At 64.7% G+C, this 25,841-nt stretch carries 26 protein-coding genes; 15 read left to right on the forward strand and 11 right to left on the reverse strand.

Annotated elements, in window-relative coordinates; translation table 11 throughout:
* Positions 1-92 precede the first annotated feature (92 nt).
* Together N2605_RS08760 and N2605_RS08765 are read left to right on the forward strand one after the other, a co-directional pair.
* The gene (locus N2605_RS08760; protein ID WP_260346301.1) at positions 93-1,658 is read left to right on the forward strand and encodes an alkaline phosphatase D family protein; all 1,566 of its coding nucleotides are present in this window, start codon (positions 93-95) and stop codon (positions 1,656-1,658) included.
* A gap of 145 nt (positions 1,659-1,803) precedes the next feature.
* On the forward strand, positions 1,804-2,622 hold the full coding sequence (locus tag N2605_RS08765; protein WP_260346302.1) for an aldo/keto reductase: 819 nt from the start codon (positions 1,804-1,806) through the stop codon (positions 2,620-2,622).
* Positions 2,623-2,888: 266 nt separating this feature from the next.
* Here N2605_RS08765 and N2605_RS08770 read toward each other — a convergent pair whose 3' ends face one another.
* Together N2605_RS08770 and N2605_RS08775 are read right to left on the reverse strand one after the other, a co-directional pair.
* Positions 2,889-3,128 (reverse strand): hypothetical protein, encoded by a 240-nt coding sequence (locus tag N2605_RS08770; RefSeq protein WP_036004024.1) that lies wholly within the window; start codon positions 3,126-3,128, stop codon positions 2,889-2,891.
* A gap of 102 nt (positions 3,129-3,230) precedes the next feature.
* On the reverse strand, positions 3,231-3,683 hold the full coding sequence (locus N2605_RS08775; RefSeq protein ID WP_074447526.1) for a hypothetical protein: 453 nt from the start codon (positions 3,681-3,683) through the stop codon (positions 3,231-3,233).
* Between the two features lie 159 nt (positions 3,684-3,842).
* Between N2605_RS08775 and N2605_RS08780 the strand changes: the two genes are divergently transcribed.
* Positions 3,843-4,115: a helix-turn-helix domain-containing protein gene (locus N2605_RS08780; protein WP_036031024.1), complete on the forward strand. Its 273-nt coding sequence runs from the start codon at positions 3,843-3,845 to the stop codon at positions 4,113-4,115.
* Positions 4,116-4,135: 20 nt separating this feature from the next.
* On the opposite strand, the gene N2605_RS08785 is transcribed toward N2605_RS08780, so the two are convergent.
* Together N2605_RS08785 and N2605_RS08790 are read right to left on the reverse strand one after the other, a co-directional pair.
* Positions 4,136-5,368, reverse strand: coding sequence for an aminotransferase-like domain-containing protein (locus N2605_RS08785; protein WP_036031027.1), 1,233 nt, complete (start codon positions 5,366-5,368; stop codon positions 4,136-4,138).
* A 52-nt stretch (positions 5,369-5,420) separates the two neighbouring features.
* Positions 5,421-5,948, reverse strand: coding sequence for a DUF3124 domain-containing protein (locus tag N2605_RS08790; protein WP_036004005.1), 528 nt, complete (start codon positions 5,946-5,948; stop codon positions 5,421-5,423).
* A 67-nt stretch (positions 5,949-6,015) separates the two neighbouring features.
* On the opposite strand from N2605_RS08790, the gene N2605_RS08795 reads away from it, so the two are divergent.
* The 4 genes from N2605_RS08795 to N2605_RS08810 all read left to right on the forward strand — a co-directional run bounded on the left by N2605_RS08795 (position 6,016) and on the right by N2605_RS08810 (position 11,444).
* A complete protein-coding gene (locus N2605_RS08795; protein WP_036004008.1) occupies positions 6,016-7,746 on the forward strand; it encodes a cation:proton antiporter in 1,731 nt (576 codons plus the stop codon).
* 189 nt (positions 7,747-7,935) lie between these two features.
* Positions 7,936-9,012 carry a 3,4-dihydroxy-2-butanone-4-phosphate synthase gene (gene ribB / locus N2605_RS08800; RefSeq protein ID WP_036004011.1) on the forward strand — a complete coding sequence of 359 codons (1,077 nt, stop codon included), beginning with the start codon at positions 7,936-7,938 and terminating at the stop codon, positions 9,010-9,012.
* Positions 9,013-9,148: 136 nt separating this feature from the next.
* Complete coding sequence (locus N2605_RS08805) at positions 9,149-10,363, forward strand: acyl-CoA dehydrogenase (protein WP_260346303.1); 1,215 nt, start codon at positions 9,149-9,151, stop codon at positions 10,361-10,363.
* A gap of 163 nt (positions 10,364-10,526) precedes the next feature.
* Positions 10,527-11,444, forward strand: a complete 918-nt coding sequence (locus tag N2605_RS08810) for an MBL fold metallo-hydrolase (RefSeq protein WP_260346305.1) — start codon at positions 10,527-10,529, stop codon at positions 11,442-11,444.
* A 70-nt stretch (positions 11,445-11,514) separates the two neighbouring features.
* On the opposite strand, the gene N2605_RS08815 is transcribed toward N2605_RS08810, so the two are convergent.
* Positions 11,515-12,369, reverse strand: coding sequence for a DUF1499 domain-containing protein (locus N2605_RS08815; RefSeq protein WP_036004020.1), 855 nt, complete (start codon positions 12,367-12,369; stop codon positions 11,515-11,517).
* 253 nt (positions 12,370-12,622) lie between these two features.
* A complete protein-coding gene (locus N2605_RS08820; protein WP_260346306.1) occupies positions 12,623-14,251 on the reverse strand; it encodes a fatty-acid--CoA ligase in 1,629 nt (542 codons plus the stop codon).
* Between the two features lie 65 nt (positions 14,252-14,316).
* On the opposite strand from N2605_RS08820, the gene N2605_RS08825 reads away from it, so the two are divergent.
* The gene (locus N2605_RS08825) at positions 14,317-15,399 is read left to right on the forward strand and encodes an extensin family protein (protein ID WP_260346307.1); all 1,083 of its coding nucleotides are present in this window, start codon (positions 14,317-14,319) and stop codon (positions 15,397-15,399) included.
* A gap of 36 nt (positions 15,400-15,435) precedes the next feature.
* On the opposite strand, the gene N2605_RS08830 is transcribed toward N2605_RS08825, so the two are convergent.
* Complete coding sequence (locus N2605_RS08830; RefSeq protein ID WP_036031037.1) at positions 15,436-16,116, reverse strand: L,D-transpeptidase; 681 nt, start codon at positions 16,114-16,116, stop codon at positions 15,436-15,438.
* A 339-nt stretch (positions 16,117-16,455) separates the two neighbouring features.
* Here N2605_RS08830 and N2605_RS08835 point away from each other — a divergent pair, with 339 nt between their 5' ends.
* Together N2605_RS08835 and N2605_RS08840 are read left to right on the forward strand one after the other, a co-directional pair.
* Positions 16,456-17,433, forward strand: coding sequence for a magnesium transporter CorA family protein (locus N2605_RS08835; RefSeq protein ID WP_036004038.1), 978 nt, complete (start codon positions 16,456-16,458; stop codon positions 17,431-17,433).
* A gap of 204 nt (positions 17,434-17,637) precedes the next feature.
* Entirely contained in the window at positions 17,638-17,856 is a 219-nt protein-coding gene (locus tag N2605_RS08840; protein WP_035696491.1) for a hypothetical protein, read from the forward strand.
* Positions 17,857-18,069: 213 nt separating this feature from the next.
* Here the strand turns inward: N2605_RS08840 and N2605_RS08845 are convergent, their stop codons facing one another.
* Together N2605_RS08845 and pdxH are read right to left on the reverse strand one after the other, a co-directional pair.
* Positions 18,070-18,822, reverse strand: coding sequence for an SDR family NAD(P)-dependent oxidoreductase (locus N2605_RS08845; protein ID WP_036004050.1), 753 nt, complete (start codon positions 18,820-18,822; stop codon positions 18,070-18,072).
* 26 nt (positions 18,823-18,848) lie between these two features.
* On the reverse strand, positions 18,849-19,490 hold the full coding sequence (pdxH, locus tag N2605_RS08850) for a pyridoxamine 5'-phosphate oxidase (protein ID WP_036004041.1): 642 nt from the start codon (positions 19,488-19,490) through the stop codon (positions 18,849-18,851).
* A 113-nt stretch (positions 19,491-19,603) separates the two neighbouring features.
* On the opposite strand from pdxH, the gene N2605_RS08855 reads away from it, so the two are divergent.
* Positions 19,604-20,011, forward strand: coding sequence for an RT0821/Lpp0805 family surface protein (locus tag N2605_RS08855; RefSeq protein ID WP_036004044.1), 408 nt, complete (start codon positions 19,604-19,606; stop codon positions 20,009-20,011).
* A gap of 166 nt (positions 20,012-20,177) precedes the next feature.
* Complete coding sequence (locus N2605_RS08860; RefSeq protein WP_036004047.1) at positions 20,178-21,140, forward strand: DnaJ C-terminal domain-containing protein; 963 nt, start codon at positions 20,178-20,180, stop codon at positions 21,138-21,140.
* A gap of 400 nt (positions 21,141-21,540) precedes the next feature.
* Here N2605_RS08860 and N2605_RS08865 read toward each other — a convergent pair whose 3' ends face one another.
* The gene (locus tag N2605_RS08865; RefSeq protein ID WP_036004055.1) at positions 21,541-22,311 is read right to left on the reverse strand and encodes an anti-sigma factor family protein; all 771 of its coding nucleotides are present in this window, start codon (positions 22,309-22,311) and stop codon (positions 21,541-21,543) included.
* 106 nt (positions 22,312-22,417) lie between these two features.
* Positions 22,418-22,906, reverse strand: a complete 489-nt coding sequence (locus tag N2605_RS08870; protein WP_036004059.1) for an RNA polymerase sigma factor — start codon at positions 22,904-22,906, stop codon at positions 22,418-22,420.
* Positions 22,907-23,078: 172 nt separating this feature from the next.
* Between N2605_RS08870 and fabI the strand changes: the two genes are divergently transcribed.
* The 3 genes from fabI (at position 23,079) to aroC (ending at position 25,779) form a co-directional block, all read left to right on the forward strand.
* Positions 23,079-23,894, forward strand: a complete 816-nt coding sequence (fabI, locus tag N2605_RS08875; protein ID WP_018648668.1) for an enoyl-ACP reductase FabI — start codon at positions 23,079-23,081, stop codon at positions 23,892-23,894.
* A 12-nt stretch (positions 23,895-23,906) separates the two neighbouring features.
* Positions 23,907-24,506 (forward strand): histidine phosphatase family protein, encoded by a 600-nt coding sequence (locus N2605_RS08880; protein WP_036004064.1) that lies wholly within the window; start codon positions 23,907-23,909, stop codon positions 24,504-24,506.
* Positions 24,507-24,690: 184 nt separating this feature from the next.
* The gene (gene aroC, locus N2605_RS08885) at positions 24,691-25,779 is read left to right on the forward strand and encodes a chorismate synthase (RefSeq protein WP_036004068.1); all 1,089 of its coding nucleotides are present in this window, start codon (positions 24,691-24,693) and stop codon (positions 25,777-25,779) included.
* The last annotated feature ends 62 nt before the right edge of the window (positions 25,780-25,841 follow it).

Genomic DNA, 25,841 nt, shown 5'->3' on the forward strand with positions numbered 1-25,841 from the left:
TCGCAAAACCGTAGGCGCGGAGTCAAGAAACCGTAAGCTGGCAGTCAAGGAGCGCAGGCACCTTCCGTCGCGATTCGACGAAGGTCTCCTGAATGGCAACGCTCCGCGCCTCGCGCGCCTGGACCCGGCGGCAGTTCCTGGTCCGCTCCGCCTCCGGTCTCGCCATCGCCTCGCTCGCGAAGCCTCATGTGAGCCGCGCCGCCGATCGACCGCAGATCACAGGCGGCATCCAGTCCGGCGACGTCTCCGGCGGCTCCGCGGTGATCTGGGCGCGTGCGGACCGGCCGGCGCGGATGCAGGTGGAATGCTCGACGGTCGAGAGCTTTAAGACCGTCATCGCCTCGGCTTCCGGCGATGCGTTGTCCGACACTGATCTCACTGCAAAACTCCTGCTGGCGGATCTGCCGCCTGGGCAAGACATCTTCTACCGCATCCGCTTCGACGACATCGCCACCGGTCTCCTCGGTGGAAGCCGCGTCGGGCATTTCCGCACCGCGCCGGCAGCGCGCCAGTCGATCTCGTTCCTGTGGTCCGGGGATACTGCGGGGCAGGGCTGGGGCATCGACGTCTCCCGCGGCGGCTATCGCAGCTATCGCACCATGCTCGACAACAATCCGGATTTCTTCATCCACTGTGGCGATCACATCTACGCGGACTGCACGATCCCTTCCGAGCAGAAGCTGCCGAACGGCGAGACCTGGCGCAACATCGTCACCGAAGAGAAATCGGAGGTGGCGCACACCCTGGCGCAGTTCCGCGGCAACTACAAATACAACCATCTCGACGAGCACTTCCGCGCCTTCCATGCGCAGGTGCCGATGTTCGCGCAGTGGGACGATCACGAGGTGACCAACGACTGGTCGCCGATCGGGACCTATGACGAGACCGGACACGAGGACGACGGCACCCCGCGCCTGGTCGCGCGAGCCCGCCGGGCCTTCTTCGACTTCATGCCAATCCGCGACATCGGCGCGCGGCACGGCCGCGTCTATCGCAAGATCGCCTATGGCCCGCTGCTCGACGTCTTCATGATCGACATGCGCAGCTACCGCGACGAGAGCTGGAACAAGGGCGATGATCACCGCGGCTGGATCCTGGGCGCCGAGCAGCTCGCCTGGCTCAAGCGCGAGCTCGCCGCTTCGCGCGCGACCTGGAAGGTGATCGCGGCCGACTTGCCGATTGGCCTGATCAGCCTGGATGCCGTTGCGCTCGGCGATGGGCCGCCCGACCGGCGTGAGCACGAGATCGCCGATCTGCTCGCATTCATCACGCGCGCCGGTATCCGCAACATCGTCTGGCTCACCGCCGACATGCATTACACCGCCGCGCACTACTACGATCCGAAGAAGGCGCAATTTAAGGATTTCGAGCCGTTCTGGGAGTTCGTCTCCGGCCCGCTGCATGCCGGCAGCTGGGGACCGGGCGAGCTCGACGACACCTTCGGCCCGGTCGCGATGTACCAGCATGGCTGCAGCGCTGCGCAAGGCGAGAATCTCGCGCCCTGCTTCGGCTTGCAGTTCTTCGGGCGGGTCGACATCGATGGCCACAGCGGCGTGATGACGGTGACCCTGAAGGACGTCGACAATCGCGACCTCTGGTCGGTCGACATCGTGCCGCAGCCGCAGGTGCATCCGTCGCTGGTGGCGCAGCATTGGTGAGGTTGCTAACCCGATCTTGATTGGCCGCTTTGCTCCTCCCGCGCTAGGGTGAGGGGTCCCGCCACTTCTTTTCCATCACCGAAAAGTCTGCTCACGCGGCATCGCCGCGCGATCCGGTGGGCTGAATTGCTCAGGAGCCTGTTGCATGGATCATCTGAAAACCCAGGGCATCAGCATGCCCAAGCTCGGCCTCGGCACCTTCCGCATGCAGGGCGATGCCTGCCGTGCCGCGGTCGAGAGCGCGCTTTCGATCGGCTATCGCCACATCGATACCGCCGAGATGTACGCCAACGAGGAGGCGATCGGCGCGGCCATCGCCGCGTCCGGCGTGTCGCGTGGCGAGTTGCACGTCACCACGAAAGTCTGGCACGAGAACCTCAGCTCCGATGCGATCCGCCGCGCTTTCGACGCCAGCCTTAGGAAGCTCCGGCTCGACCATGTCGACCTTTATCTCGTGCATTGGCCGTCGAAGGCCGCGAACTGGGGGGCGGTGTTCGAAACGCTGATGACGCTCAAGGAGGAGGGGCGCACGCGCGCCATCGGCGTTGCCAATTTCACCACCGCGCTGCTCAAGGTCGCGGTCGAGGAGATCAAGGCGCCGATCGCCTGCAACCAGGTCGAATATCACGCCATGCTCGATCAATCGAAGGTGCTGGCCTATCTCCAGCCGCGGTCGATTCCGCTGGTTGCCTATTGTCCGCTGGCGCAAGGGCGTTTCGCGAGCGATCCGGTGCTGGCCGACATCGGCGCCGGGCACAATGCCACCGCGGCGCAGGTCGCGTTGAAATGGCTGCTCGACCAGGACGGCGTCGCCGCGATCCCCAAGGCCTCGCGTCGCGAGAGCCAGCAGGCCAATCTCGACGCGCTGAAGATCACGCTCGACGATGCCGATCGCGAGAAGATCGCCGCGCTGGCGAAGGACAGACGCTGCGTCAATCCAGGCTTCGCGCCGGCGTGGGATTAGGCGCTCTTTACCCTCTCCCCCTGTGGGAGAGGGTGGCTCGCCGCAAAGCGGCGAGACGGGTGAGGGGTCTCTCTCCGCGCATGAGTCTTTCACTTTCGGACTTGCTGACGCAACCCCGCATCCGGCGCAATAGCCGATGCGCATTATCGGCGTTCTCAAGAACGGCGGCCGAAGGCCGCCTATGCCACCTTCTCCCACAAGGGAAGAAGGAAAAGAACACAATAGAAATAGCCCCGTGAGGGGCCATTTCCTTGTCGCGTTGCGCATTAGTCCCAGTGGTGATGGCGATGGCTGCGCTTGATCACGACGACCTTGTCGCCGCGATGGTGGCGATGCCAGCCATGATGACGATGTCCGCGGAATTCGGCGCGGGCGCCGTACGGGCCGTGGTGATGATGATGATAACCGCCGCTGCGCTTGATCACCACCGTCTCCGCACTTGCGAGCGTTGGCGCCGCGATCACGAGCGCACCGAGAGCCGCAACCACATAACCAAGCTTCTTCATGATGTCCTCCTCCAAACGAATGCACATCTAAACCGCAGATTTGCGCGAACGTTCCGGAGGAGCGGGAAGAGAATTCTGAACGGATGTTCAGACGAAGGCGTGCTAGTCGCAGCGCTGCTGCGCGGGCGTCGGCGCACCGCTGGCGACGTATTTGCCGTTCCTGATCGTGTACTCGCCGCGCTCGCTGCGATTGTAGATCGCGCGCAGGCTGCCGTCCTTCTGCAACAGCAACCCGAACTCGCGGGCCTGATGCAGCGAGGGGAAGTACACCATGACATTGAGCAGGCCCTCGGCATTGACCGTGGCGGACACCACCTCGTTCTCGTCCCTGGCCTCGCCGAAATCGCGCCGGTACATCACACGGCCGTCTTTCCGGATTTCGTAAGTCAAGCGCGCGCCCTGGTCGCGGTCGGGCCTACCCGAGCAATCGACCGCCCAGGAGCCGAGCAGGCCCCATTGCTCCACGGTCACGGCCAGCGTCTCGGCACCAGCCGTGGGGGTGAACGCGACCCACAGCACCGCAGCCGCGATCCAGCGGCCCGAACAACGCATCATGTCCTGAAAAACCCCGCCTCGAACAATTCCAAAGTTTAGCATCCCGCGCGCGGCCCTGCCACGGCGGCTGCCGATCGCCCGCGAATTTGATCCGCGTCAATGAGGCGGGGCGGTTCGAAGATAAGATGGCGTTTCCCGAAGGCGAACGTGGATAGAGCAATGCTGAATCAAGTCATGGATTTTGCGGGCGAAGTACTGCCGGGGAGCTGTGCCGTACCGCCTTATTCCGAGGCCGCGTTTCTGAGCGAGCTGGGCGATCGGTTGCGGTCCTCACGCATGCGCTGCGATCTGTCGCGCCGGGAGCTCGCCCGGCGCTCGGGGATTTCCGAGCGCTACATCGCCCAGATCGAGGCCGGCAAAGGCAACGTCTCCATCGTCCTGTTGCTGCGGCTGGCTTCCGCGATTCACGGCAGTCAGCCACAGGCGGCGTGAGGAGACGTCCGGACTGGGCCTCAGGCTCGCTTCTCCACATTGGCGCTGCGGGCTGGCACGCCAAACTCCTTGCGGCAGACTTCGGCTAGCACGGCGACGCCATCGCGGATCTGCTGGTGCGTGGGGCTGGCAAAGCACAGCCGCAGCCGCGAAGCGGAATGGCCCTTGCTGGTCGACCATTCCGGCCCCGGATTGATCGAGACGCCGGCGGCGAGCGCGGCCTGATACAGCTTCAGCGTATCGACCTGGTCGGGCAGCTTCACCCAAAGGAAGATGCCGCCCTTGGGCTCCTCGAACTCAGCGGCGGTCCCGAACTGCTCGTTGAGCGCTTCCATGAGCGTGTCGAGCTTGGTGCGCAGCGCCTTGGTCAGGGCCGGCACGTGAGTTGAAAAATGCGGCTTGCAATAGGTGGCGAGCACCATCTGCTCCAGCGCACCGGAGCCAGCATCCGTCTTCAGCGCCAGCATCCGCGACATCACCTCCCAGGGCGCCACGACGAAGCCGACGCGCAGCGCCGGCGCGATCGACTTGGAGAACGAGCCGATATGAATCACGCCGCCGCTCTCGCTCATCGCGTAGATCGCGGGCGGCCGCTGCCCCGACCAGATGAGGTCGGCATAGCAATCGTCCTCGAAGATGGGCACGCCATATTCGGTCGCGAGCCGCACCAGCTCGGTGCGGCGGCTCTCGGGCATGATGCTGCCGGTCGGATTCTGCACCGTCGGGATGGTGTAGATGTATTTCGGCCGGATGCCGCGGCGCTTCAGGTCGGCCAGCGCGGAGGCCAGCAGATCCATGCGCATGCCGTCTTGGTCGAGGGGAATGCCGACGACGTTGACGCCGAGCCGCGCCAGCCGTGTCAGGGAGCCCTGATAGCTCTCCTGCTCGAAAATCACGGTGTCGCCGCGCGTCAATAGGGTGGCGTTGACGAGGTCGAGTGCCTGCAGCGAGCCGGAGACGATCAGGAGGTCGTCGACCGTGCAGCTGATGCCGGCGTCGCGCTTGAGTTTCGTCACCAGGAATTCGCGCAACGGCAGGTAGCCCTGCGGACCATGCGCCAGACCGTAGGTGGCGAGCGAGCGGCCCTCGCGCCGCAGCACCGTGTCGGCCGCTTCGATCAGCTCGTCGAGCGGCACCTGTTCGGAATCGTTGTTGCCGCCGACGAAGCTGTATTTGGCAAGGCCCGTCCAGCGCGCAGACGGGGCCGGCAGCCCTGCTGGAAACAGGGGCGCGAAATCGAAGCTGGACGTCATGGGAGCGTTCCTCGTTTTGTTCTTGTTGAGCGTCGGCTTTGCACCGGCCGCCTTACTTCTTGCCGGCCGTCCTGGTCGGACGGCCCTGACTGATGAAAGCGTAATGCGTGTTGGCGATGCCGCCAACCATTAAGGCTTCGACCACGGGTTCTGCGATCTCGCCCGTGGCGGCCCAGTCGACCAGAAAATTGGCGCCGGTCCCGCCGCGCACGTCGTCGGTCGGAATGAAGATCGAGACGGTGGCGAGCGGCCTCAACGCCACCGGCGTCTTCAGATAGCTCTCGACCTGCTTGCCTGCGGTGTCGAAATAGGCGATGCGTTTGATGACCAGCGGCTGGGTCTCGGAGGCGTTGTGTACGCTCAGCGTCACCGAGAAGTCGACACGCAGCTTGCCCTGGCTCATCGCGACGCTGGAATAGGCGGGCACGTAGAAACCGCCGGATACGGCGAGGTCCTCCTTCAGCGGCGTGGTGAGCGAATCGGCAAAGTTTTGTTCGATACTGACCTTGGATTGCGCGGCGGCGGGCACGGCAAAGGCGAGGGGAGCGAGCAGCATGGCTGCGAAGAGCCCATTCCGCATGTGACGAATTGCTCGCTTGCCGCACCGCAACCCACCTCTAGGGTGCGGCAAAACGGACCAATTTGGCATGCATGAGCTCATTCGCGATATCACACTCTCTATTCTGTTCGCCTGGATGCTGGGGCTTCTCGCCCATTTCTCCCGGCAACCGCTGATCCTGGCCTACCTTATCGCCGGCTTCTGCATAGGTCCATTCGGCGCCGGCTGGGTCCATTCGCAGGAATCGATCAGCGTCATCTCCGAGCTTGGCCTGATCTTCATGCTGTTCATGATCGGGCTCGAGATCGACCTGAAGAAGATCGTTCGGGCCGGGCGGGTGATCCTGTTCGCGGCGGGCAGCCAGCTGCTGGGCGGCTGTCTGCTCGGGCTTCTGTTCTTCGTCGGCATCGGCCTGTCGCTCGGCGGTGGGCATTTCGATGCGGTCTATCTCTGCGTCGCCTGCGCGCTGTCGAGCACGGTCATCATCGTCAAGGTGCTCTACGAGAAGCGCGAGCTCGATACGCTGCCGGGCCGCATCACGCTCGGCGTGCTGGTGCTCCAGGACATCTTTGCCATCCTGTTCCTGGCGGTGCAGCCGAGTCTCGCCAATCTGCAGGTCAGCGTCATCCTGCTCTCGATCGGCCGCGTCGCGGTGCTGGTCACGGCCGCGCTTCTGGTCAGCCGCTACGTGCTGCCGCGCGTGTTCCACCAGATCGCCCGGCGGCCCGAGCTGATCCTGCTCGGTGCGCTCGCCTGGTGCTTTCTCGTCGCCGAGACCGCCTATCAACTGTCGCTGTCGCGCGAGATGGGTGCGCTGATCGCCGGCGTCTCGCTCTCGACCTTCCCCTATGCGCTCGATGTCACCGCCAAGGTCACCACGTTGCGCGACTTCTTCATCACGCTGTTCTTCGTCGCGCTCGGCATGACCATTCCCGTGCCCGGCCTCTCGGTGATCAGCCTCGCCTTGATGATCGCGGCGTTCACGGTGGTGAGCCGCCTCGTCACCACCTTCACCCCGCTCTATCTGATGAAGCAGGGCCTGCGCGCCAGCCTGTTGCCGGCGCTCAACCTCGCGCAAATCTCCGAGTTCTCGCTGGTCGTGATCCAGACCGGCGTCGCGGACCGCCACATCGCAGCCGAGACGGCGAATGCGGCTTCGTTCGCCTTCGTGGTGCTGGCGGTGCTCTCGACCTTCGTGATGACCCGCAGCGACGAGATCACCCGTTGGGCGATCGGCCCCTTGAAGCGGATCGGCCTGCGCGATCTCGACCATGGCAACGGCCATGCCGAGGAGGGCCACGGGGGCGGCCATGGCGAGGCCCGCCGCATCGTCATCCTCGGCTTTTTCCGTGCGGCGAGTGCGCTGCTGGCCGAGATCGAACGGCAGGCACCGGTGCTGCTGGAGCAGATCACCGTGGTCGATTTCAACCCCAATGTGTACCAGACCCTGCTTTCACGTGGTCTGCACGTGATCTATGGCGACATCAGCAGCGCCGACACGCTGCTCCATGCCGGCGTCGGCAAGTCCGAGATGATCATCCTCAGCGTGCCGGATTCGCTGCTGAAGGGCGCCACCAACGAGAAGCTGGTCCGTCACGTCCGCGCGCTCAATCCGACCGCCCTGATCGTCGCCACGGCCGACCTGTTGGCCGACGTCGGCGCGCTCTACGAGGCCGGCGCCAGCTATGTCACCGTGACCCGGCTCAGCGATGCACATGAGCTGTTTACCGTGATCGAAGCCGCCCAGGCCGGCCTGCTCGCGGACAAGCGCGCCGAGCTCGATCAGCGCCTCGGCGAGCGCCGCGAGGTGCTGCCCTGATGGCGTCGGGCCGCCTTCCTTGCCCGCCTTCCTTGCGGGCAATCTGCGCCTATATCGCTGGTATGCCCGGTGCAAGCCTGAAACCCATCGGCAGGCCCGCCCTCGGACATATGTGGTTGCGCTGGGGAGACTAGCGCCCCGACCCAAGTCCGGCTAAGCCTCCCGGCCATAACCGATAGAGATTGGGAAATGCCCGATAGCGTTCAGGAAGTCTTGCAGGCCTTTGCTCGGGGTGAGCTCGTGGTCGTCACCGACGACGAGGACCGCGAGGGCGAGGGCGATCTGATCGTCGCCGCCTCGCTGTGCACCGCCGAGAAGATGGCCTTCATCATCCGCCATACCTCCGGCATCGTCTGTGCGCCCGTGACGACCGAGGACGCGCGCCGGCTGCGGCTCGATCCGATGGTCGCCCACAACGATTCCGCGCACACCACCGCGTTCACGGTCTCGATCGACTACAAGCCCGACGGCGGCACCGGCATCTCCGCCGAGGAGCGCGCCTCGTGCTGCCGCGCGCTCGCCAATCCCAATGTCGGCGCCAACGACTTCGCCCGGCCCGGCCACATCTTCCCGCTGATCGCCAAGGACGGCGGCGTGCTGCTTCGCTCCGGCCACACCGAGGCCGCGGTCGACCTCTGCAAGCTTTCCGGCCTGCCGCCGGTCGGCGTCATCAGCGAGCTCATGAACGACGACGGCAGTGTGATGAAGGGCGAGCAGGTCGCGCAATTCGCGGTCAGGCACAAGCTCAAGCACGTCACCATCGCGGACATGATCGCCTACCGCCAGGCGCGCGAGAAGCTGATCGAGCGGGTCTCGACCTTCGTCACCGACAGCCCGATCGGTCCCTTGCAGGGCTATGCCTACCGCTCGCCGTTCGATTCCATCGCCCACGTCGCCTTCGTCTATAACGGGGTCGGCGACGGCAAGAACGTGCTGACGCGCTTTCACAAGCCGAACATCGTCAAGGACACCTTCACCGGCCACAAGCGCATGGCCGCCGTGCTCGAGCATTTCAAGAAGACCGGCCGCGGCGTGCTGGTCTACCTGCGCGACGGCGCGGCCGGCGTGCCCGTTTCGCCGCTGCCGGACGAGACGTCGACGGAGGCCGACCGCAACCGCCAGTGGCGCGAGGTCGGCGTCGGCGCGCAGATCCTGCGCGACCTCGGCGTGACTTCGATCCGGCATCTCACCTCGTCGGTGCACGACTACAAGGGCCTATCGGGCTTCGGCATCGAGATCGTCGCCAACGAGCAGCTCGAAAGCTGACACGCATTGTCTTTCTCCCGGTCGCGCTGAAAGCGCCACCCCGGAACGACCAAGCCAGGATGCAATTGAACTTGTTGCCGCGGCGCTTTACTTTGTCGGGCAATTATCGACGGAACCAGACGCGAAAGGACGTTTCATGAGCGTGCGCCCTCAGGCCAAGGACAAGCCGGCTGCGGCTTCTTTCCAGTGGGACGATCCGTTCCTGCTCGACGAGCAGCTCACCGAAGACGAGCGCATGGTTCGCGACACCGCCCGCGCCTATGCGCAGGACAAGCTGCTGCCGCGCGTCTCCAAGGCCTATCTCGAGGAGAAGACCGACCGCGAGATCTTCAACGAGATGGGCGAGCTCGGCCTGATCGGCATCACGCTGCCGGAAGAATATGGCTGCGCCAATGCGAGCTACGTCGCCTATGGCCTCGTCGCGCGCGAGATCGAGCGGGTCGATTCCGGCTATCGCTCGATGAACTCGGTGCAGTCCTCGCTGGTGATGTACCCGATCTACGCCTATGGCGATGAGAACCAGCGCAAGAAGTACCTGCCCAAGCTCGCCAGCGGCGAGTGGGTCGGCTGCTTCGGCCTGACCGAGCCCGATGCCGGCTCCGATCCGGCCGGCATGAAGACCCGCGCCGAGAAGGTGTCGGACGGCTATCGCCTTACCGGCAGCAAGATGTGGATCTCGAACGCGCCGATCGCCGACGTCTTCGTGGTCTGGGCCAAGTCGGCCGCGCACGACAACCAGATCCGCGGCTTCGTGCTGGAGAAGGGCATGAAGGGCCTGTCCGCGCCGAAGATCGGCGGCAAGCTCTCGCTGCGCGCCTCCATCACCGGCGAGGTCGTGATGGACGGCGTCGTGGTCCCGGAGGACGCCCTGCTGCCCAACGTCTCCGGCCTCAAGGGCCCGTTCGGCTGCCTCAACCGCGCCCGCTACGGCATCTCCTGGGGTGCGCTTGGCGCCGCCGAGGACTGCATGCACCGCGCCCGTCAATACACGCTCGACCGCAAGCAGTTCGGCAAGCCGCTCGCCGCGACCCAGCTGGTGCAGAAGAAGCTCGCCGACATGGAGACCGAGATCGCGCTCGGCCTGCAGGGCTCGCTTCGCGTCGGCCGCCTGATGGACGAGGGCAAGTTCGCGCCCGAGATGATCTCGATCATCAAGCGCAACAATTGCGGCAAGGCCCTCGACATCGCCCGCACCGCCCGCGACATGCACGGCGGCAACGGCATCTCGATCGAGTATCACGTGATGCGCCACGTCCATAACCTCGAGACGGTCAACACCTACGAGGGCACCCACGACGTCCACGCCCTGATCCTGGGCCGCGCGATCACGGGCATTCAGGCGTTTTTCTAGTCACTATGTTTTTCCGCCGCGGCTAGCTTGCTCAACTGTCATCGCCCGCGCAGGCGGGCGATCCAGTATCCCAGAGACTTCGCTTTTGTCACTGGCGCTGCGGCGTACTGGATACCCCGCCTTCGCGGGGTATGACGGCAGAGAGTGTGGCACAGGAAGTCCCATGTCCGACAACGACGACGTCCCGTTCAACCGCAACTTTCCGCTGAAGCCCGGCATCGTCGAGGAGGTCCGCCCCGGCGTGCGGCGCGTGCTCTGCAACAATCCGAGCCCGTTCACCTTCACGGGCACGGTCAGCTACATCGTCGGCAAGGGCAATGTCGCGATCATCGATCCCGGTCCAGACGATGCGGCGCATGCGGCGGCGCTGCTCGATGCCGTGCGCGGCGAGACCGTGACGCACATCTTCGTCACCCACACCCATCGCGACCATTCGCCGAACACCGCGCGGATCAAGCAGGCGACGGCGGCGCCGGTCTATGCCGAAGGCCCGCATCGCGCCTCGCGGCCGCGATTCGAGAGCGAGAAGCACAATCCGGAATCCGGCGCCGACCGCGATTTTGCCCCGGACGTCAATCTCGTGCACGGCGACGTCGTGGAAGGTGACGGCTGGCGGCTCGAAGCCGTCGCGACGCCCGGCCACACGGCCAACCATCTGGCATTCGCCTGGCCGGAGCGGAAGTTCAACTTCGTCGGCGATCACGTGATGGGCTGGTCGACCTCGATCGTGGCGCCGCCGGACGGCTCGATGATCGACTACATGGATTCGCTCGACCGGCTCGCCACCCGCGAGGAGGATCTCTATTTCTCGGGCCATGGCCCCGAGATTCCCGAGGGCCAGCGCTTCGTGCGCTTCCTGATCCGCCACCGCAAGGCACGCGAGGCCTCGATCCTGCACCGCCTCGCCAAGGGCGAGACCGACATCCCGACCATGGTCCGCGCGATCTATATCGGTATCGATCCGCGCCTGACGACAGCTGCCGGCTATTCCGTGCTGGCGCATCTGGAAGATCTGGTCGCCCGCGGCGTGGTGGCGACGGATGGCGATCCCGTGATCGGCGGGACCTATCGGATGGCCTAGGGGCGAATAGCGAATGGGGAATAGCGAATGGGCGGCTCCATTCGCTATTCGCTACTCCCCTTTCGCCAAGTCACTTCTTCACCGTCTTCGCCGGCGCCTTGGGCGGCGTCACCGGCGTCTTCTTCACCGGCTTGAGTGCATCGGCGTCGGCGGCGGTGTTGAGGTCGTCGATGAATGTCTTGACGCGTGCGGCGTTGCTGCCGAGGTCGCTGTCGAAATTGCGCGACGCAGAGCGGATATCGACGCGGGAATCATCGCCATCCGGCACGACCCTGATCGAAACGTCCTCGCGGAAACCCATGATCGGCGTGCGCGCCACCGCCTCGATGCGGCCGATGCGGCGCGGCGGCTGCGGTGCGCGCTCGTCGATCACGATCCATTTGCGCTTGTGGACGAGCTGAAGCGCGATCGCATAGGCGCGGTCGGCCGAGATCTCGAGCTCGACGGGCTCGATCTCGGGATAGAAATGGCGCTGCTGCTCCGCCGAATAGAGGCCGGCATAGACCGCGGTGTTGGTGCCCTCGCCGGTGCGCAGGCGCGCCAGCGCATCGAAGCGCGGCGGATCAATCGGATTGGTGGTGATGTCGTAGATCGACGGCAGCTTGCGATATTGAAAGGCCAGATAGGCGGGATAGGCGAGGATCGCCCCGTCGATCAGGAAGGCGAGCAGGATGCGCGCCATGCCGCGCGAGCCGTTCTGCCAGATTGCGGCAAAGCCGGCGAGCCCGAACAGGATCGAGAGGCCGGCGATCGCGAGCCCGCCGATGAACGTCGCCAGCGCCGGCTTGGGCTCCAGGAAATCGAAACGGACGACGATGATCGACACCACCACCGCCAGAACCGCGAACACGGCCAGATTGCGCGCCCAGCTCGCGAGGCTGGACACGGGCTCCGACTGGTAGGGAGCGGAAAACCTGCGGGCCATCGGGTGAGCTCTGCCGGGGTTGGCGATGCCGGCCGATTTGGCGCGACGATGCGCAGTTGAGACCACGGCGCGGGAGCAAATTCAAGGGTTCCGGCTACGCCCAAGCCGTCATGCCCGGGCTTGTCCCGGCCATCCACGTTCACCGCACCGTGGGGCAAGGCGTGGATGGCCGGGACAAGCCCGGCCATGACGTCGTGGAGGCTTCAACAAGTCGGACGCTGACGCCCCTCCAAGGAGGGGCGCACCCAGCCCGTCACGCCGCCGCGTTCGGGAACCGGTAATCCTTAAACTGGTCGCGCAGCGCCGTCTTCAGGATCTTGCCGGTGGCGGTGTGCGGAATGCCGTCGACGAAAGCGACGTCGTCGGGCATCCACCATTTGGCGATCTTGCCCTCCATGAACTTCAGGATGTCCTCGCGCGTGGCCTGCTGGCCCTGCTTGAGCTGCACGATCAGCAGCGGCCGCTCGTCCCATTTGGGGTGGAACACGCCGATCACGGCGGCTTCCGCCACGGCGGGGTGGCCCACCGCGAGGTTTTCGAGGTCGATCGAGGAGATCCACTCGCCGCCGGACTTGATCACATCCTTGGAGCGGTCGGTGATCCGCATATAGCCGTCCTCGTCGATGGTCGAGACGTCGCCGGTGTCGAAGAAGCCGTCCTCGTCGAGGATGTTGCTATCGACGCGGTAATAGGCCTTGGCGACGGCGGGCCCGGAGACCTTGAGGCGGCCAAAGGTCTTGCCGTCCCAGGGCAGCTCCTTGCCGGCATCGTCGGTGATCTTCATCTGCACGGCGAACGGCGCATAACCCTGCATCTGCAGCACGTCGAGCCTGGCATCGCCGGTCGCATTCTGGAACGGCGGCTTCAGCGCCGCGACGGTTCCGATCGGGCTCATCTCGGTCATGCCCCAGGCGTGGCGGACGTTCGAACCCATGTCGAGGAAGGCCTTGATCATCGAGCGCGGCATCGCCGAGCCGCCGCAGATCACCATCTTCAGATCCGGCAGTTTGAGATTGTTGGCCGTCATGTGCTGGAGCAGCATCAGCCACACCGTCGGCACGCCGGCGGTGTGCGTCACCTTCTCGGTCGAGAGCAGTTCGTAGACCGAGGCGCCGTCGAGCTTGGCGCCCGGCATCACCAGCTTGGTGCCCTGCGAGGGCGCGGAGAAGGCGATGCCCCAGCTGTTGGCATGGAACAGCGGAACCACCGGCAGCATTGTCTCGGACGCACTGGTGCCGAGCGCGTCGACGTTGTTGGCCATCAGCGCGTGCAGCACGTTGGAGCGATGCGAATACAGCACACCCTTGGGATCGCCGGTTGTGCCGGAGGTGTAGCACATCGCCGCCGCCGTGTTCTCGTCAAAGTCCTTCCATTTGAATTTGCCGTCGGCCTGCGCAATCCAGTCCTCGTAGGCGACCGCGTTCTTCAGCGTGGTCTCCGGCATGTGAGCCTTGTCGGTGAGCACGATGTAGCGCTCCACGCTGGGCAACTTGTCCGCGATCTTCTCCAGGATCGGAATGAAGGTGAGATCGGTCATCACGACGCGATCCTGCGCATGATTGATGATCCAGGCGATCTGTTCGGGGAAAAGGCGCGGATTGACGGTATGGCAGATGGCGCCGATCCCCATGATGCCGTACCAGACCTCCAGATGACGCCAGGTGTTCCAGGCGATCGTTGCGACGCGATCGCCGAGCTTGATGCCGTCGCGCTCCAGCCTCTGCGAGACCTTGAGCGCGCGCTTGTGGATCTCGGCGTAGTTGGTGCGATGGATCGGTCCCTCGACCGAGCGTGTGACCACCTCCTGCTTGCCATGAATCCTGGCGGCGTGTTCGATGATCCGGTGGCAGAGCAGGGGCCAATCTTGCATCAAACCAAGCATTCCGACGTTCCTCCGAGAAGTCGCTGGGCGCGTTATCGCTCTCAGCGTTGGGCCAAAGAATTGCCATGAGTTTTAGCCTGCCGGACTTTCGTCGCAAATGGTCTTGTCGCGGCTATATGTCCGCCGGGGCGGCAATGGTTACCGCTGCGGCGGGGCTATTGCTGATCGCCGAAAGGGCAGAGGCGCGGAAGTATCATGCGCCGCTCGATATCTTCAACCTTGGAGCACCGAAGCCCCGCCCAACCGTTCGCGCCGCCAGGATTCCGCTGCCGAAACCGCGTCCCGAGGAGGCCCCCAAAGCGTCGGATGAGGGGGCGGCGCAGGCAGACGGCTCGCCGTCCCCCGACAAGCCAGGCGCGGACAAGCCCGCCGAGTCCGCGCCGCCGCCCGAGAAGCAGGCCTCGGCCTGCCGGCTGGCGCTGACCGAGGAGATCGCGATCGCGCCGTCCATTCCGGATATCCGCGGTCCCGGTGCCTGCGGCGGCGAGGATCTGGTGCGACTGGAGGCCATCGTGCTGCCGGACAAGCGCAAGGTGACGGTCAAGCCGGCGGCCATCCTCCGCTGCACCATGGCGTCCGCGCTCGCCGATTGGGTGCGCAAGGACATGGCGCCGCTGGCGACCAGCCTCGGCTCCGCCGTCAGCGAGCTCGACAATTTCGACAGCTTCGAGTGCCGCGGCCGCAACCGCGTGGCCGGCGCGATGCTGTCCGAGCACGGCAAGGCCAATGCCATCGACATCCGCGGCATCAAGCTCGCCAATGGGCAGTCGATCGGCCTGACCGACCGCACCACCTCGCGCGAGGTGCGCGAGCGCGTGCTGCACTCGGTCTGCACTCGCTTTTCCACCGTGCTAGGCCCGGGTTCGGACTGGTACCACGAGGACCACATCCATCTCGATCTCGCGCAGCGACGCAACGACTACCGGATTTGCCAGTGGAACGTGTGGGATCCGCTGCCTCAGGTCGCACCGCTGCTGCCGGCGCCGCGTCCCGAGGAGGCACCGCCGCGCGAGGTCGCGGCCAAGCCCGAGGCAAAGGAGGGCGCCGACGGCGGTGAGACGGAAAAGCCTGCTGCACCTACGGACAAGCCGGCGGCGGATGGCAACAAAGCCCGATCGCACCAGCCGGCAACAAAAAAGCGCCGGTGAAACCGGCGCCTTTGAAAAGCCTCGGGCAAGGCCTGCTTAGTAGGGTGAGCTGGAACCACCCTGGAGCGCGAGGCGCGGCTTATAGGGCGAATCGCCGTGCTTCGGCTCGAGCACCACGACGAGGGTGCCGAGCTTGACGCGATCATAGAGATCGATCGCGTCCTCGTTGGTCAGGCGGATGCAGCCTGACGAGATCGAGGCGCCGATATATTCCGGCTGGTTGGTGCCGTGGATGCGGAACAGCGTGTCCTTGCCCCCAGAATGGAGGTACAGCGCGCGGGAGCCCATCGGATTGTCCGGTCCGGGTGCGACATAGGTCGGCACGCCCAAGCGCGAGATTTCGCCGGGGGTGGGGTGCCAGGCCGGCCACTCGGTCTTGCTGGCCACCTTGGCGATGCCCGACCAGGCCATGGCCTCTTCGCCGACAGTGATGCCGTAGCGGATCGCTTTGCCGCCCTCCAGCACGTAATAGAGGTAATGGTTGTCGGAATCGACCACGATCGAGCCCGGCGCTTCCTTGCGGTGGAATTCGACAATGGCGCGGCGGAACGGTTCTGCGACCGCGGTATTCTCGTATTTCACCTTGGCAAGGAGTTCTTTGTCCTTGGGCTTGAACGCCTTGGTGTCCGTCGCCTCGTAACGCGTCGTGGCCTGCATGCAGCCCGACAGCATCAGGCCAGCGGCCAAAATCCCAAACATAATTTTCAGCGACGACATGGTTTGGTTCCAATCAAAACAATACCGTGCGGAAGGGACCTGAGCGTAGCGCCCAAGTTCCTCGACTCCGTTAAGCCCATTATGGTTGAAATCTGCCACAATTCCAGCGCCGAAGCCGTTTTCCAGGGCTGTAAGACCCCAGCTGTGGCTTTTCTGCCGCAAATTTGGGGGTGTCGTGCGGGTTTTTTTGGTAAGACGCGCCAGACTGTTCCTCCGGCGCCACAGTTGAGCCCTAGGGCCGCCGCAGATGCAAACGCTCCGTTAATGTTGTTGTCATCGTGAACCTGTCAGAATCGCGCTAAGGGCTGTCGTTCTGTCGCAGGATCTCTGGAGCTTTTGATGTTTTCGGTGTTCGTTCTCTCCGAGACCTCCCTCAAGAAGGCGGTTGTCGAGGATCTCACAGCGCTGCCGGAGAACGCAGTCTGGATCGACCTCGTCAACCCCTCGGCTGCCGAGGACAAGGCGGTCGAGCGGCTGGCGGGCATCGCCATCCCGACCCGGGAAGACATGCAGGAGATCGAGATCTCCAGTCGCCTCTATATGGAGAACGGCGCGCGCTACATGACCGCGACGCTGATGTGCCACTCCGATACCGACATGCCCCGGACCACGGCGGTGACCTTCATCCTCGGCGACCACCGCCTGGTGACGGTCCGCTACGACCTGCCCAAGCCCTTTGCGCTGGTCGAGGCCAAGCTCGCCCGCTCCTGCACGCCCTCGATCACCGGCGAGATGGTGCTGATGGAGCTCCTGGACGCCGTGATCGACCGCTGCGCCGACATTCTGGAGCGCTGCGGCGCAGAGATCGACCAGGTCTCCCACGAGATCTTCGAGCCGGAGAGCGAGCGCCACGGCCACGCCAAGCGATATTCCCAGATTCTGATCTCGATCGGCCGCAAGGGCGACTTGACCTCGAAGGTTCGCGAGAGCCTGGTGTCGATCGGCCGCGTCGTGACGTTCCTGTCCGCCGTGGTCGAGGGCGTGAAGTGGTCGAAGGACATGCGCGAGCAGCTCAAGACCATGCAGCGCGACGTCGCCTCGCTGACCGATCACGCCTCCTATCTCTCCAGCAAGATCACCTTCGTGCTCGACGCCATGCTCGGCGTCGTCAATCTCGAGCAGAACAACATCATCAAGCTATTTTCGGTCATGGCCGTTGTCCTGATGCCGCCGACCCTGATCGCCTCGATCTACGGCATGAACTTCAAGGTGATGCCGGAACTCGAATGGGTGCACGGCTATCCGATGGCGCTGGTGATGATGCTGATCGCCGCCATCGTCCCCTACTGGATCTTCAAGTGGAAGAAGTGGCTGTAGGATCGTGCGCGAGCAAAGATACCTACCGAGACCTTACGCCGCTCGCATAGACACGATGAATCGTGTCGCAGAATCGATCGGGATTGCGGCGACGCGGTGACGCGTGTGTCATGCCGCAATTCCTCCGGTAAAATTTGAGCGGTGGGCTGAACGTTTGCGCGAAACTTGTCTGCGATAAGCAGGGCGTAGCCGCGAGGAACAGCCATGGTTGAGAAACACATAACGTCGCCCCGCAACGTCATCGATCTGGCGAACTACCGTCAGGTTCTGGCGAGCGGCAAGGCGCCGTCGATGTCGGCACGCATGTGCCGGCACTGTGGTGCTCCGCTGCTCGATGGTGAGAACGACGACGACTGCTCGACTGCATTCAGCACGGCCGCTCCGCGGCCGCGCGAGCGGTCACGTCGGATTCGACTCGATTGAGGAACGGAAGGTAAGGGCGATCCAGGTCTTGCGGCGGCGTTGTCTGGATCGCCTTGCTTCCCTGAGCGGCCATTTCCACTTCCGTCATTGCGAGGAGCCACCCGGTCCCGCCTCCGGCGGGCCGGATGACAGGCTCCGCGACGAAGCAATCCAGACTGTCTTTGCGGAGACAGTCTGGATTGCTTCGCTTTCGCTCGCAATGACAGTGCCCGCCTACACGTGCTGGCCGCCGTTGATGTGGATCTCGGCGCCGTTGACGTAGGAGCTGGTGTCCGTGCACAGCACGTAGATGATCTTTGCCACTTCGTCGGGCGTGCCGAGGCGGTGCATCGGGATCTGCTGCTCGACGATCTTCTCGGTGCCCGGCGACAGGATCGAGGTGTCGATCTCGCCCGGGGCGATCGCGTTGACGCGGACGCCGATGCGGCCGAAGTCGGAGGCCATCTCGCGTGTCAGCGCTGCGAGCGCGGCCTTCGAGGTGGCGTAGGCCGCGCCTGCGAAGGGGTGCACGCGCGAGCCCGCGATCGAGGTGACGTTCACGACCGACCCCTTGGCGGCCTTCAATTCCTCGATCAGCCCCCGCGCCATCATGATCGGCGCGAAAAAGTTGACATGGAAGACGTGGGTCCAGGTATCGAGGTCGGTGTCGACCGAGCCCAACCGCGAGCCGCCGGCGCCCTTCGGCGAGATCGCGGCGTTGTTGACCAGCGCATGCAGCGTGCCGCCCTCGAGCCGGTTGCGGATCTCCGAGATCGCGCGCGCGGTGTCCTTGGGATCGCCGAGGTCGACCTGGATGTGGTCCTCCGGCCCTGCGTCCCAGGGGCAGTCCTCCGGGAAAGGATGCCGCGAGCAGGTGATGACGCGCCAGCCCGCCGAGGAGAAACGGATCACGGTGGCGTGGCCGATGCCGCGGCTGGCTCCGGTCAGGAGCAGCGTGCGGCGCGGCGCATTGGACGAATGCGGCATGGACATCTTTCAGGTCGGCCCAAAGCTTATGGATACATCCGCGTCTTGGACCACGGTTGGCCCGCGGCGTCACGGCGAAATTCAATGCGGTCGTGCAGGCGGAACGGGCGGTCGTGCCAGAACTCGATCCGCACCGGCGTGATGCGCCAGCCGCTCCAGCCCGGCGGCCGCGGCACTTCGCCGATGACGTATTTGGCCGCGACCTTGGCGATGGCCTGCTCGAACGCGAACCGGCTCTCCAGCTCTTGCGATTGCTTGCTCGCCCAGGCGCCGATCTGGGCCTGCTTCGGTCGCGTCGCGAAATAGGCGTCGGCCTCCGCGTCGGTCACCGGCGTCACGTTGCCGCGGATGCGCACCTGACGGCGCAACGACTTCCAGTGAAAAAGTAACGCTGCCTTAGGATTTGCGGCGAGTTCGCGGCCCTTCTGGCTGGCGATATGGCTGTAGAAGACGAAACCCTCGGTATCGAAGCCCTTCATCAGCACCATGCGCACATCAGGCAGCCCGTCGGGATCGACCGTTGCGAGCGCCATGGCGTTCGGATCGTTCGGCTCGCTCTTGACCGCTTCGTTGAGCCAGGCCTCGAACAACGCAAATGGCTCGTCGGCAGCGGTGAAATCACCGGATGTTAAGGGTGTCTGGTGTTTCATCGAGGTCGTGTCGGTCATGTCCGGAGTCCGAGTTGCGTCCCGCGGCCCAAAACGCGTTGTTGTCCGCTACCGCCCTATATAGGGCATGGGGACGCGTTGGCCTATCGGCGATCCGGCCGTCCGGCTTCGTCATGACGATGATTCTGATCGGGCTTGGTGCCGGCGGCTGCAGCTTTTCCCGCAACGACGGCAGCGCCTATGCCAAGGCCGAGGACAGCGACCTCACCGGCTCGATCGCGCGGCCGGCGAAGGACGCTCCCCCGACCGAGACCGATCTCGCCTTCACCCGCAACGCCGCCTCTGACGTCCTCAGCAAGGGCGACAAGGATTCCAGCCAGCATTGGGAGAATCCGGAGACAGGGGCGCGCGGCTCGGTGACGCCCATCGCCCAGTCCTATGCCGCCGAGGACGGGCGCAAATGCCGCGACTTCCTGGCGAGCTACGTCAACGGCAATACCGAAAGCTGGCTCCAGGGCGCCGGCTGCCAAAGCGGTCGTGGCCGTTGGGAGATTCATACGCTAAAGCCGTGGCGGAGCTGAGCATGATCCGGAAACGTGGGAACCGGTTTTCCGATCAGACCATGCTCCAAAGATAGAGCTTCAGCTCGCGTTCCTAGTTGCAAAAATGCCACTCTCTTCCCACATCACCCGCAGGTGGGGCGGGGAGCCCTTTGAACAATTCGATTTCTTGAAGGAGACGTGACGAATGCGCGACCCCTATGAGGTCTTGGGGGTGCCGCGGAGCGCCAGCGCTGCCGCGATCAAAAGCGCCTATCGCAAGCTGGCCAAGAAGCACCATCCTGACAGCAACAAGGGTGATCCGAAGGCTGCCGAACGCTTCGCCGAGATCAACTCGGCCAACGAGATCCTCGGCGACGAGGACAAGCGCAAGCAGTTTGACCGGGGCGAGATCGACGCCGAGGGCAAGCCGCGCTTCCAGGGTTTTCCGGGCGGCGGCGGTCCTCGCGGCCGCGCGGGCCCTGGCGGGTTCGAAAGCTATACGTTCCGAAGCGGCGGTGCGGGCGGCCCGGGCGGCGGTGCGTTCGAGGACATCCTCAACAGCATGTTCGGCGGCGGGATGCGCGGCGCACGGCCCGGAGCCGGCGGCGGCGCCCAGTTCGAGTTCGACACCGGCGGCATCGGGCTCGATCTCGACGTCAACGTCGCCATGAGCGTCTCGCTGGAAGAGGCGGTCAAGGGCGGCGAGAAGCGTGTGCGGCTGCCGACTGGCAAGGAGCTCAACGTCAAGATTCCGGCCGGGGTCACCGAGGGCCAGCAGATCAGGCTGCGGGGGCAGGGAGAAAGTGCGCAGGGCCATCCGCCCGGCGATCTCCTGATCACCATCAACATTGCACCGCACCCGTTCTTCAAGGTCGAGGGCGCAGACCTCAGGATCGACCTGCCGGTCACGCTCTACGAGGCGGTGCTCGGCGGCAGGGTCCGCGTGCCGACCCTCGGCAATGCCGTGGAGCTCTCGGTCCCCAAGAACACGTCCAGCGGCCGGACCTTCCGCCTCAAGGGCAAGGGCCTGCCGAAAGCCGGCGGGACTGGGGATCTCTTCGTCATCATCAGGATTATGCTACCGGACGGGAACGACGCCGAGCTTGAAGCATTGATGGAGAAGTGGCGGGACCAACACCCCTACAATCCACGTGGCGGTGTCGGCTAAAGCATGTCCGGAAAAGTGTGGAGCGGTTTTCCGGAAAGATCATGCGCAAACAAAGAGCTAAAGCGCGAGCCATCGCGCTTTAGGGCGAGAGCGAACTGAAGGGGTTCTCCTAAAGGACCACGGCATCGTCCTGGAGATGATGCCCATCATACGCCTGAGGCGTGGTAGCGCTTCATGGTCTCGACGTGTCGGCTGTCCGGCGGGGCAGCCGATAAAAAGGTGCGGCCTCGAGAGGGGGACCAGCGCGGTACCAAAAACCCCAATCGAGGCCGCCCGCGTCGATCGGCGGATCGAACGCCGCTCATAATCGCGTGAGCACCCGGTGCGATAATGAGACGTGTCGATGTCCTGATTCCAAATTTTCGATGACGGAATCTGGGCACTGGCCTTGCGCGGTTGTCTAGGTGCCGTTTTTCTCTGCTTGGTCGTAGACGGCCTGCGCCACCTTGGTCAGCCGTTCGCGATCGCTGCTGCCGCTGACGACGTAGCCGACGCCGCGCTCGGACCAGAATAACGCGCCGTCCTTGTCCGTCTTGGCGTAGCGCATTTGCGTTGCACCATTCTCGGTCTTGGCGCTGTAGATCGTGTACCGCTCGCCCGAGGCGCCCTCGTACATCAGGAACGACGCCGGACCGTTCGGTCCCGGTAGCAGCCGGCCGCCGACCAGCTTCAGCCCGCTCGCCTCCAGGTTCGGCGCGAACACGGTCCAGCCGCAGCGCCGGGTCAGCCAGGCCTGCAAGTGATCGCGCTCGTTGCCGCCGACCTCAACGGGGTGACGGACCTCGACGACATAGAGGCGGTGGGCGTCGAGTGCGTCCGCCGTAAAGCTCCGGAAGGTCGAGGGCGCGTTGGCGGCGCCATGCGCCACCCAGCCGGCGGTGCCGCCGGCGACGAAGGCGACCAGCACGGCCGCGGCGGCGCCGTAAAACCATTGCCGCGGGCGGCGCTCCAGCCTCTCGAGCTCGAGCCGTGCGGGCACCCGTTCATGGGCAATCGAATCGTAACGCGCGTGCAGCATCTCGGCCATGGTCCGCCAGGACTGCACCCGCTCGGCGTCCTCGGGGTGGGCGGCAAGAAAGGCCTCGACGTCGGCGCGTCGCTCGGCCGGCAACTCGCCGTCGACATAGGCGTGCAGTTCGTCCTCGGTTACTGGAATCTTGCGGTCGTTCATATCGGTCGTCTCTGGCTCTGCGGCCCAAAATGTCTTCTGCGAGTTAGCTTCGCGCAGCTCACTATCCGGCTGCGGGCGGAGATCGTTCGATGCATCGACCCGGCCATCATTTCACCCGCCTGAGCGCCGTACGCTCGCCCTCCAGCGAGGCTTTGACGTGGGCTCTTGCGCGCGCCAGGCGCGACATCACGGTGCCGATCGGCACGCCCTGGATGTCGGCAACCTCGCGGTAGCTCATGCCTTCCAGCATCACCAGCAGCAGCACCGAACGCTGCTCCTCGACGAGAGTAGCCAGTGCCTTCTCGATGTCGCGTCCTTCGGCCTCGGTCCCGCTGGCATCGGGGTTGTTATCCGTCAGCGGCATGAATTGCGGTCGCCTTGCCAGCGAGCGCCGCCGGTTCTTGTTGAGGTTGGTCAGGATCGTATAGAGCCAGCTCCTGACGTCGCCTCCGAGAAACAGCCGCTCCGAACGCAGCGCGCGTACCAACGTATCCTGGACCAGATCGTCGGCCGCATCCGCATCGCGTGTGAGCGCGCGGGCGTAGCGGCGCAACGCCGGGATCATGGCTTCCACACTCTGGCGAAACGCACTCATTGCGGTCCTGACATCCCTGGCGTTAGGCGCGCGCCTATAGCGATCATAACACCCAAGCGGAACGGCTATTCCGGCACTCGAAACAGCGTTAATGCTGCGGATTAGGGCTGTACCGCGGGGGAGGGCTGGTGTACCTCCAGACCTCAACGAGAGTTCGACGGGACGTGCAAAAATGGCGCAGAATTCGGGTCTGATGCAAGGAAAGCGCGGGGTTATCCTCGGCGTCGCCAACAACCGCTCGATCGCCTGGGGAATCGCCAAGGCATGCCACGCCGCGGGCGCCGAGCTCGCCTTCACCTATCAGGGCGATGCGCTGAAGAAGCGCGTCGAGCCGCTCGCCGCCGAGATCGGCGGCCTCGTGCTCGGCCATTGCGACGTCACCGATGCCGCGACCATCGATGCCGTCTTCGCTGTGCTGAAGGAGAAATGGGGCAAGATCGACTTCCTCGTGCATGCGATCGCCTATGGCGAGCAGCTCGACGGCCGCTACGTCGACACCACGCAGGAGAATTTTTCGAAGTCGATGCTGATCTCCTGCTATTCGTTCACGGCGGTGGCGCAGCGCGCCGAGAAGCTGATGACGGATGGCGGCTCGCTGATCACGCTCTCCTATTACGGCGCCGAGAAGTGGATGCCGCATTACAACGTCATGGGCGTGGCCAAGGCGGCGCTGGAAGCCAGCGTGCGCTATCTCGCTGCCGATCTCGGCGAGAAGAACATTCGCGTCAACGCGATCTCGGCAGGTCCCATCAAGACGCTGGCGGCGTCCGGCATCGGCGACTTCCGCTATATCCTGAAGTGGAACGAGACCAACGCGCCGATGCGGCGCAACGTGTCCACCGAAGACGTCGGCGGCAGCGCGCTGTATTTCCTTTCCGACCTCTCGCGCGGCGTCACCGGCGAGGTGCACCACGTCGATTCCGGCTATCACGTGCTCGGCATGAAGCGGCCGGATGCGCCTGATATCTCGCTTGGCGGGAAGGACTAGCCTCTAACTGAAATGCCCAAGCCTACGATCTACTATCTTCGCCACGGCGAGACCGAGTGGAATGCGCTCGGCAGGCTTCAGGGCACCAGGGACATTCCGCTGAACGCGCGCGGCTGCAGCCAGGCCGTGCAGGCCGGCGGCATTCTCGCCGAACTGTTCAAGCGCGACGGGCGCGACAAGGCCGCGCTGGCTTACGTGTCGAGCCCGCTCGGCCGTGCGCGCCAGACCATGGAGCTCGCGCGCGGCAAGCTCGAATTGCCGCCTGCCGATTACGCGCTCGACGATCGTCTGCGCGAGATCGGCTACGGCACCTGGGAGGGGCTGACGCTGGCCGAGAGTGAGGCGAGGGATCCGGACATCTATGCAAGGCGCCTCGCCGACAAATGGACCGTGGGGCCTGCGGGCGGGGAGACCTACGCCGACGTGCAGGTCCGCGTGCGCACCTGGTACGACCAGCTCCTGTCCGACACCGTCGCAGTGGCCCATGGCGGGACCTGCCGAGCCCTGATGGTGGCCTTGGGCCTCGAGACGCCCGCCAGCGCCGCCGAGCTCTATATCGAGCAGGGCGCCGTCTACGTGTTCCGCGACGGGCGGTTGGAGAAGTTTAGTTAGCCCGGAGCGCTGCCTCGCCCCCGCCGTCATGCCCGGGCTTGTCCCGGGTCCACGGACTTTCGTGCTCGCAGCCACCAAGAACGTGGATGGCCGGGACAAGCCCGGCCATGACGGCTTCGCCGATATTTGACCCCTATTTCAGGGCGAGTTAAGTCAGCATTGACTTACGAACCCGCGAGCAGCGATGTCCTTCAACACTTTCGGCCACATGTTCCGCGTCACCACCTTCGGCGAGAGCCATGGGGTGGCGATCGGCTGCGTGGTTGACGGCTGCCCGCCGATGATCCCGCTCACCGAGGCCGACATCCAGCGGGATCTCGACCGGCGCCGTCCCGGCCAGTCGCGCTTCACCACCCAGCGCCAGGAGCCGGACCAGGTGAAGATCCTGTCCGGCGTGATGGCCCATCCCGAGACCGGCGCTCAGGTGACGACGGGCACGCCAATCGGCCTTCTGATCGAGAACACCGACCAGCGCTCGAAGGATTATTCCGAGATCAAGGACAAGTTTCGTCCCGGTCATGCCGACTTCACCTATGAGGCGAAGTACGGCGTGCGCGATTATCGCGGCGGCGGGCGCTCCTCGGCGCGCGAGACCGCGATGCGCGTTGCCGCAGGCGCCATCGCGCGGAAAGTGCTGCCGGATGTGAAGGTGCGAGGCGCCCTGGTGCAGATCGGCCCGCACAAGATCGACCGCGACAAGTGGGACTGGGACGAGGTCGCCAAGAATCCCTTCTTCTGTCCCGACAAGGACAAGGCCGCGTTCTTCGAGACCTATCTCGATGGCATCCGCAAAAGCGGCTCCTCGATCGGCGCCGTGATCGAGGTCGTCGCCGAGGGCGTGCCGGCAGGTCTCGGCGCGCCGATCTACGCCAAGCTCGATTCCGATCTGGCGGGCGCGATGATGACCATCAACGCGGTGAAAGGCGTCGAGATCGGCGCCGGTTTTGGCGCGGCGGAACTGACGGGCGAACAGAACGCCGACGAGATGCGCTCCGGCAATGACGGCACGCGCTTCCTCTCCAACCACGCCGGCGGCGTGCTGGGCGGTATCTCCACCGGGCAGCCGGTGGTGGTGCGTTTCGCGGTGAAGCCGACCTCGTCGATCCTGCAGCCGCGTCTCACCGTCGATCGGCAAGGCACCGAGACCGAGATCTTCACCAAGGGCCGCCACGATCCCTGCGTCGGCATCCGCGCCGTCCCCGTCGGCGAGGCCATGATGGCCTGCGTGCTGGCCGATCACTTCCTGCGCGATCGCGGACAGGTCGGGCGTTGAACTCGCGGTACTAGTCCACCGCGCAGCTTGACGGCCCTGCAACTTAGTCCGCAAATGCGGCC

Origin of the sequence: Bradyrhizobium yuanmingense, from assembly GCF_025200905.1 — a bacterium.
In the GTDB taxonomy this organism is placed as follows: domain Bacteria; phylum Pseudomonadota; class Alphaproteobacteria; order Rhizobiales; family Xanthobacteraceae; genus Bradyrhizobium; species Bradyrhizobium yuanmingense.

Coding starts and splice junctions, on each gene's coding strand:
- N2605_RS08760 (WP_260346301.1), top strand. CDS start 93: ATGGCAACGCTCCGCGCCTCGCGCGCCTGGACCCGGCGGCAGTTCCTG.
- N2605_RS08765 (WP_260346302.1), top strand. CDS start 1,804: ATGGATCATCTGAAAACCCAGGGCATCAGCATGCCCAAGCTCGGCCTC.
- N2605_RS08770 (WP_036004024.1), bottom strand. CDS start 3,128: ATGAAGAAGCTTGGTTATGTGGTTGCGGCTCTCGGTGCGCTCGTGATC.
- N2605_RS08775 (WP_074447526.1), bottom strand. CDS start 3,683: ATGATGCGTTGTTCGGGCCGCTGGATCGCGGCTGCGGTGCTGTGGGTC.
- N2605_RS08780 (WP_036031024.1), top strand. CDS start 3,843: ATGCTGAATCAAGTCATGGATTTTGCGGGCGAAGTACTGCCGGGGAGC.
- N2605_RS08785 (WP_036031027.1), bottom strand. CDS start 5,368: ATGACGTCCAGCTTCGATTTCGCGCCCCTGTTTCCAGCAGGGCTGCCG.
- N2605_RS08790 (WP_036004005.1), bottom strand. CDS start 5,948: ATGCGGAATGGGCTCTTCGCAGCCATGCTGCTCGCTCCCCTCGCCTTT.
- N2605_RS08795 (WP_036004008.1), top strand. CDS start 6,016: ATGCATGAGCTCATTCGCGATATCACACTCTCTATTCTGTTCGCCTGG.
- ribB (WP_036004011.1), top strand. CDS start 7,936: ATGCCCGATAGCGTTCAGGAAGTCTTGCAGGCCTTTGCTCGGGGTGAG.
- N2605_RS08805 (WP_260346303.1), top strand. CDS start 9,149: ATGAGCGTGCGCCCTCAGGCCAAGGACAAGCCGGCTGCGGCTTCTTTC.
- N2605_RS08810 (WP_260346305.1), top strand. CDS start 10,527: ATGTCCGACAACGACGACGTCCCGTTCAACCGCAACTTTCCGCTGAAG.
- N2605_RS08815 (WP_036004020.1), bottom strand. CDS start 12,369: ATGGCCCGCAGGTTTTCCGCTCCCTACCAGTCGGAGCCCGTGTCCAGC.
- N2605_RS08820 (WP_260346306.1), bottom strand. CDS start 14,251: ATGCTTGGTTTGATGCAAGATTGGCCCCTGCTCTGCCACCGGATCATC.
- N2605_RS08825 (WP_260346307.1), top strand. CDS start 14,317: ATGAGTTTTAGCCTGCCGGACTTTCGTCGCAAATGGTCTTGTCGCGGC.
- N2605_RS08830 (WP_036031037.1), bottom strand. CDS start 16,116: ATGTCGTCGCTGAAAATTATGTTTGGGATTTTGGCCGCTGGCCTGATG.
- N2605_RS08835 (WP_036004038.1), top strand. CDS start 16,456: ATGTTTTCGGTGTTCGTTCTCTCCGAGACCTCCCTCAAGAAGGCGGTT.
- N2605_RS08840 (WP_035696491.1), top strand. CDS start 17,638: ATGGTTGAGAAACACATAACGTCGCCCCGCAACGTCATCGATCTGGCG.
- N2605_RS08845 (WP_036004050.1), bottom strand. CDS start 18,822: ATGCCGCATTCGTCCAATGCGCCGCGCCGCACGCTGCTCCTGACCGGA.
- pdxH (WP_036004041.1), bottom strand. CDS start 19,490: ATGACCGACACGACCTCGATGAAACACCAGACACCCTTAACATCCGGT.
- N2605_RS08855 (WP_036004044.1), top strand. CDS start 19,604: ATGACGATGATTCTGATCGGGCTTGGTGCCGGCGGCTGCAGCTTTTCC.
- N2605_RS08860 (WP_036004047.1), top strand. CDS start 20,178: ATGCGCGACCCCTATGAGGTCTTGGGGGTGCCGCGGAGCGCCAGCGCT.
- N2605_RS08865 (WP_036004055.1), bottom strand. CDS start 22,311: ATGAACGACCGCAAGATTCCAGTAACCGAGGACGAACTGCACGCCTAT.
- N2605_RS08870 (WP_036004059.1), bottom strand. CDS start 22,906: ATGAGTGCGTTTCGCCAGAGTGTGGAAGCCATGATCCCGGCGTTGCGC.
- fabI (WP_018648668.1), top strand. CDS start 23,079: ATGGCGCAGAATTCGGGTCTGATGCAAGGAAAGCGCGGGGTTATCCTC.
- N2605_RS08880 (WP_036004064.1), top strand. CDS start 23,907: ATGCCCAAGCCTACGATCTACTATCTTCGCCACGGCGAGACCGAGTGG.
- aroC (WP_036004068.1), top strand. CDS start 24,691: ATGTCCTTCAACACTTTCGGCCACATGTTCCGCGTCACCACCTTCGGC.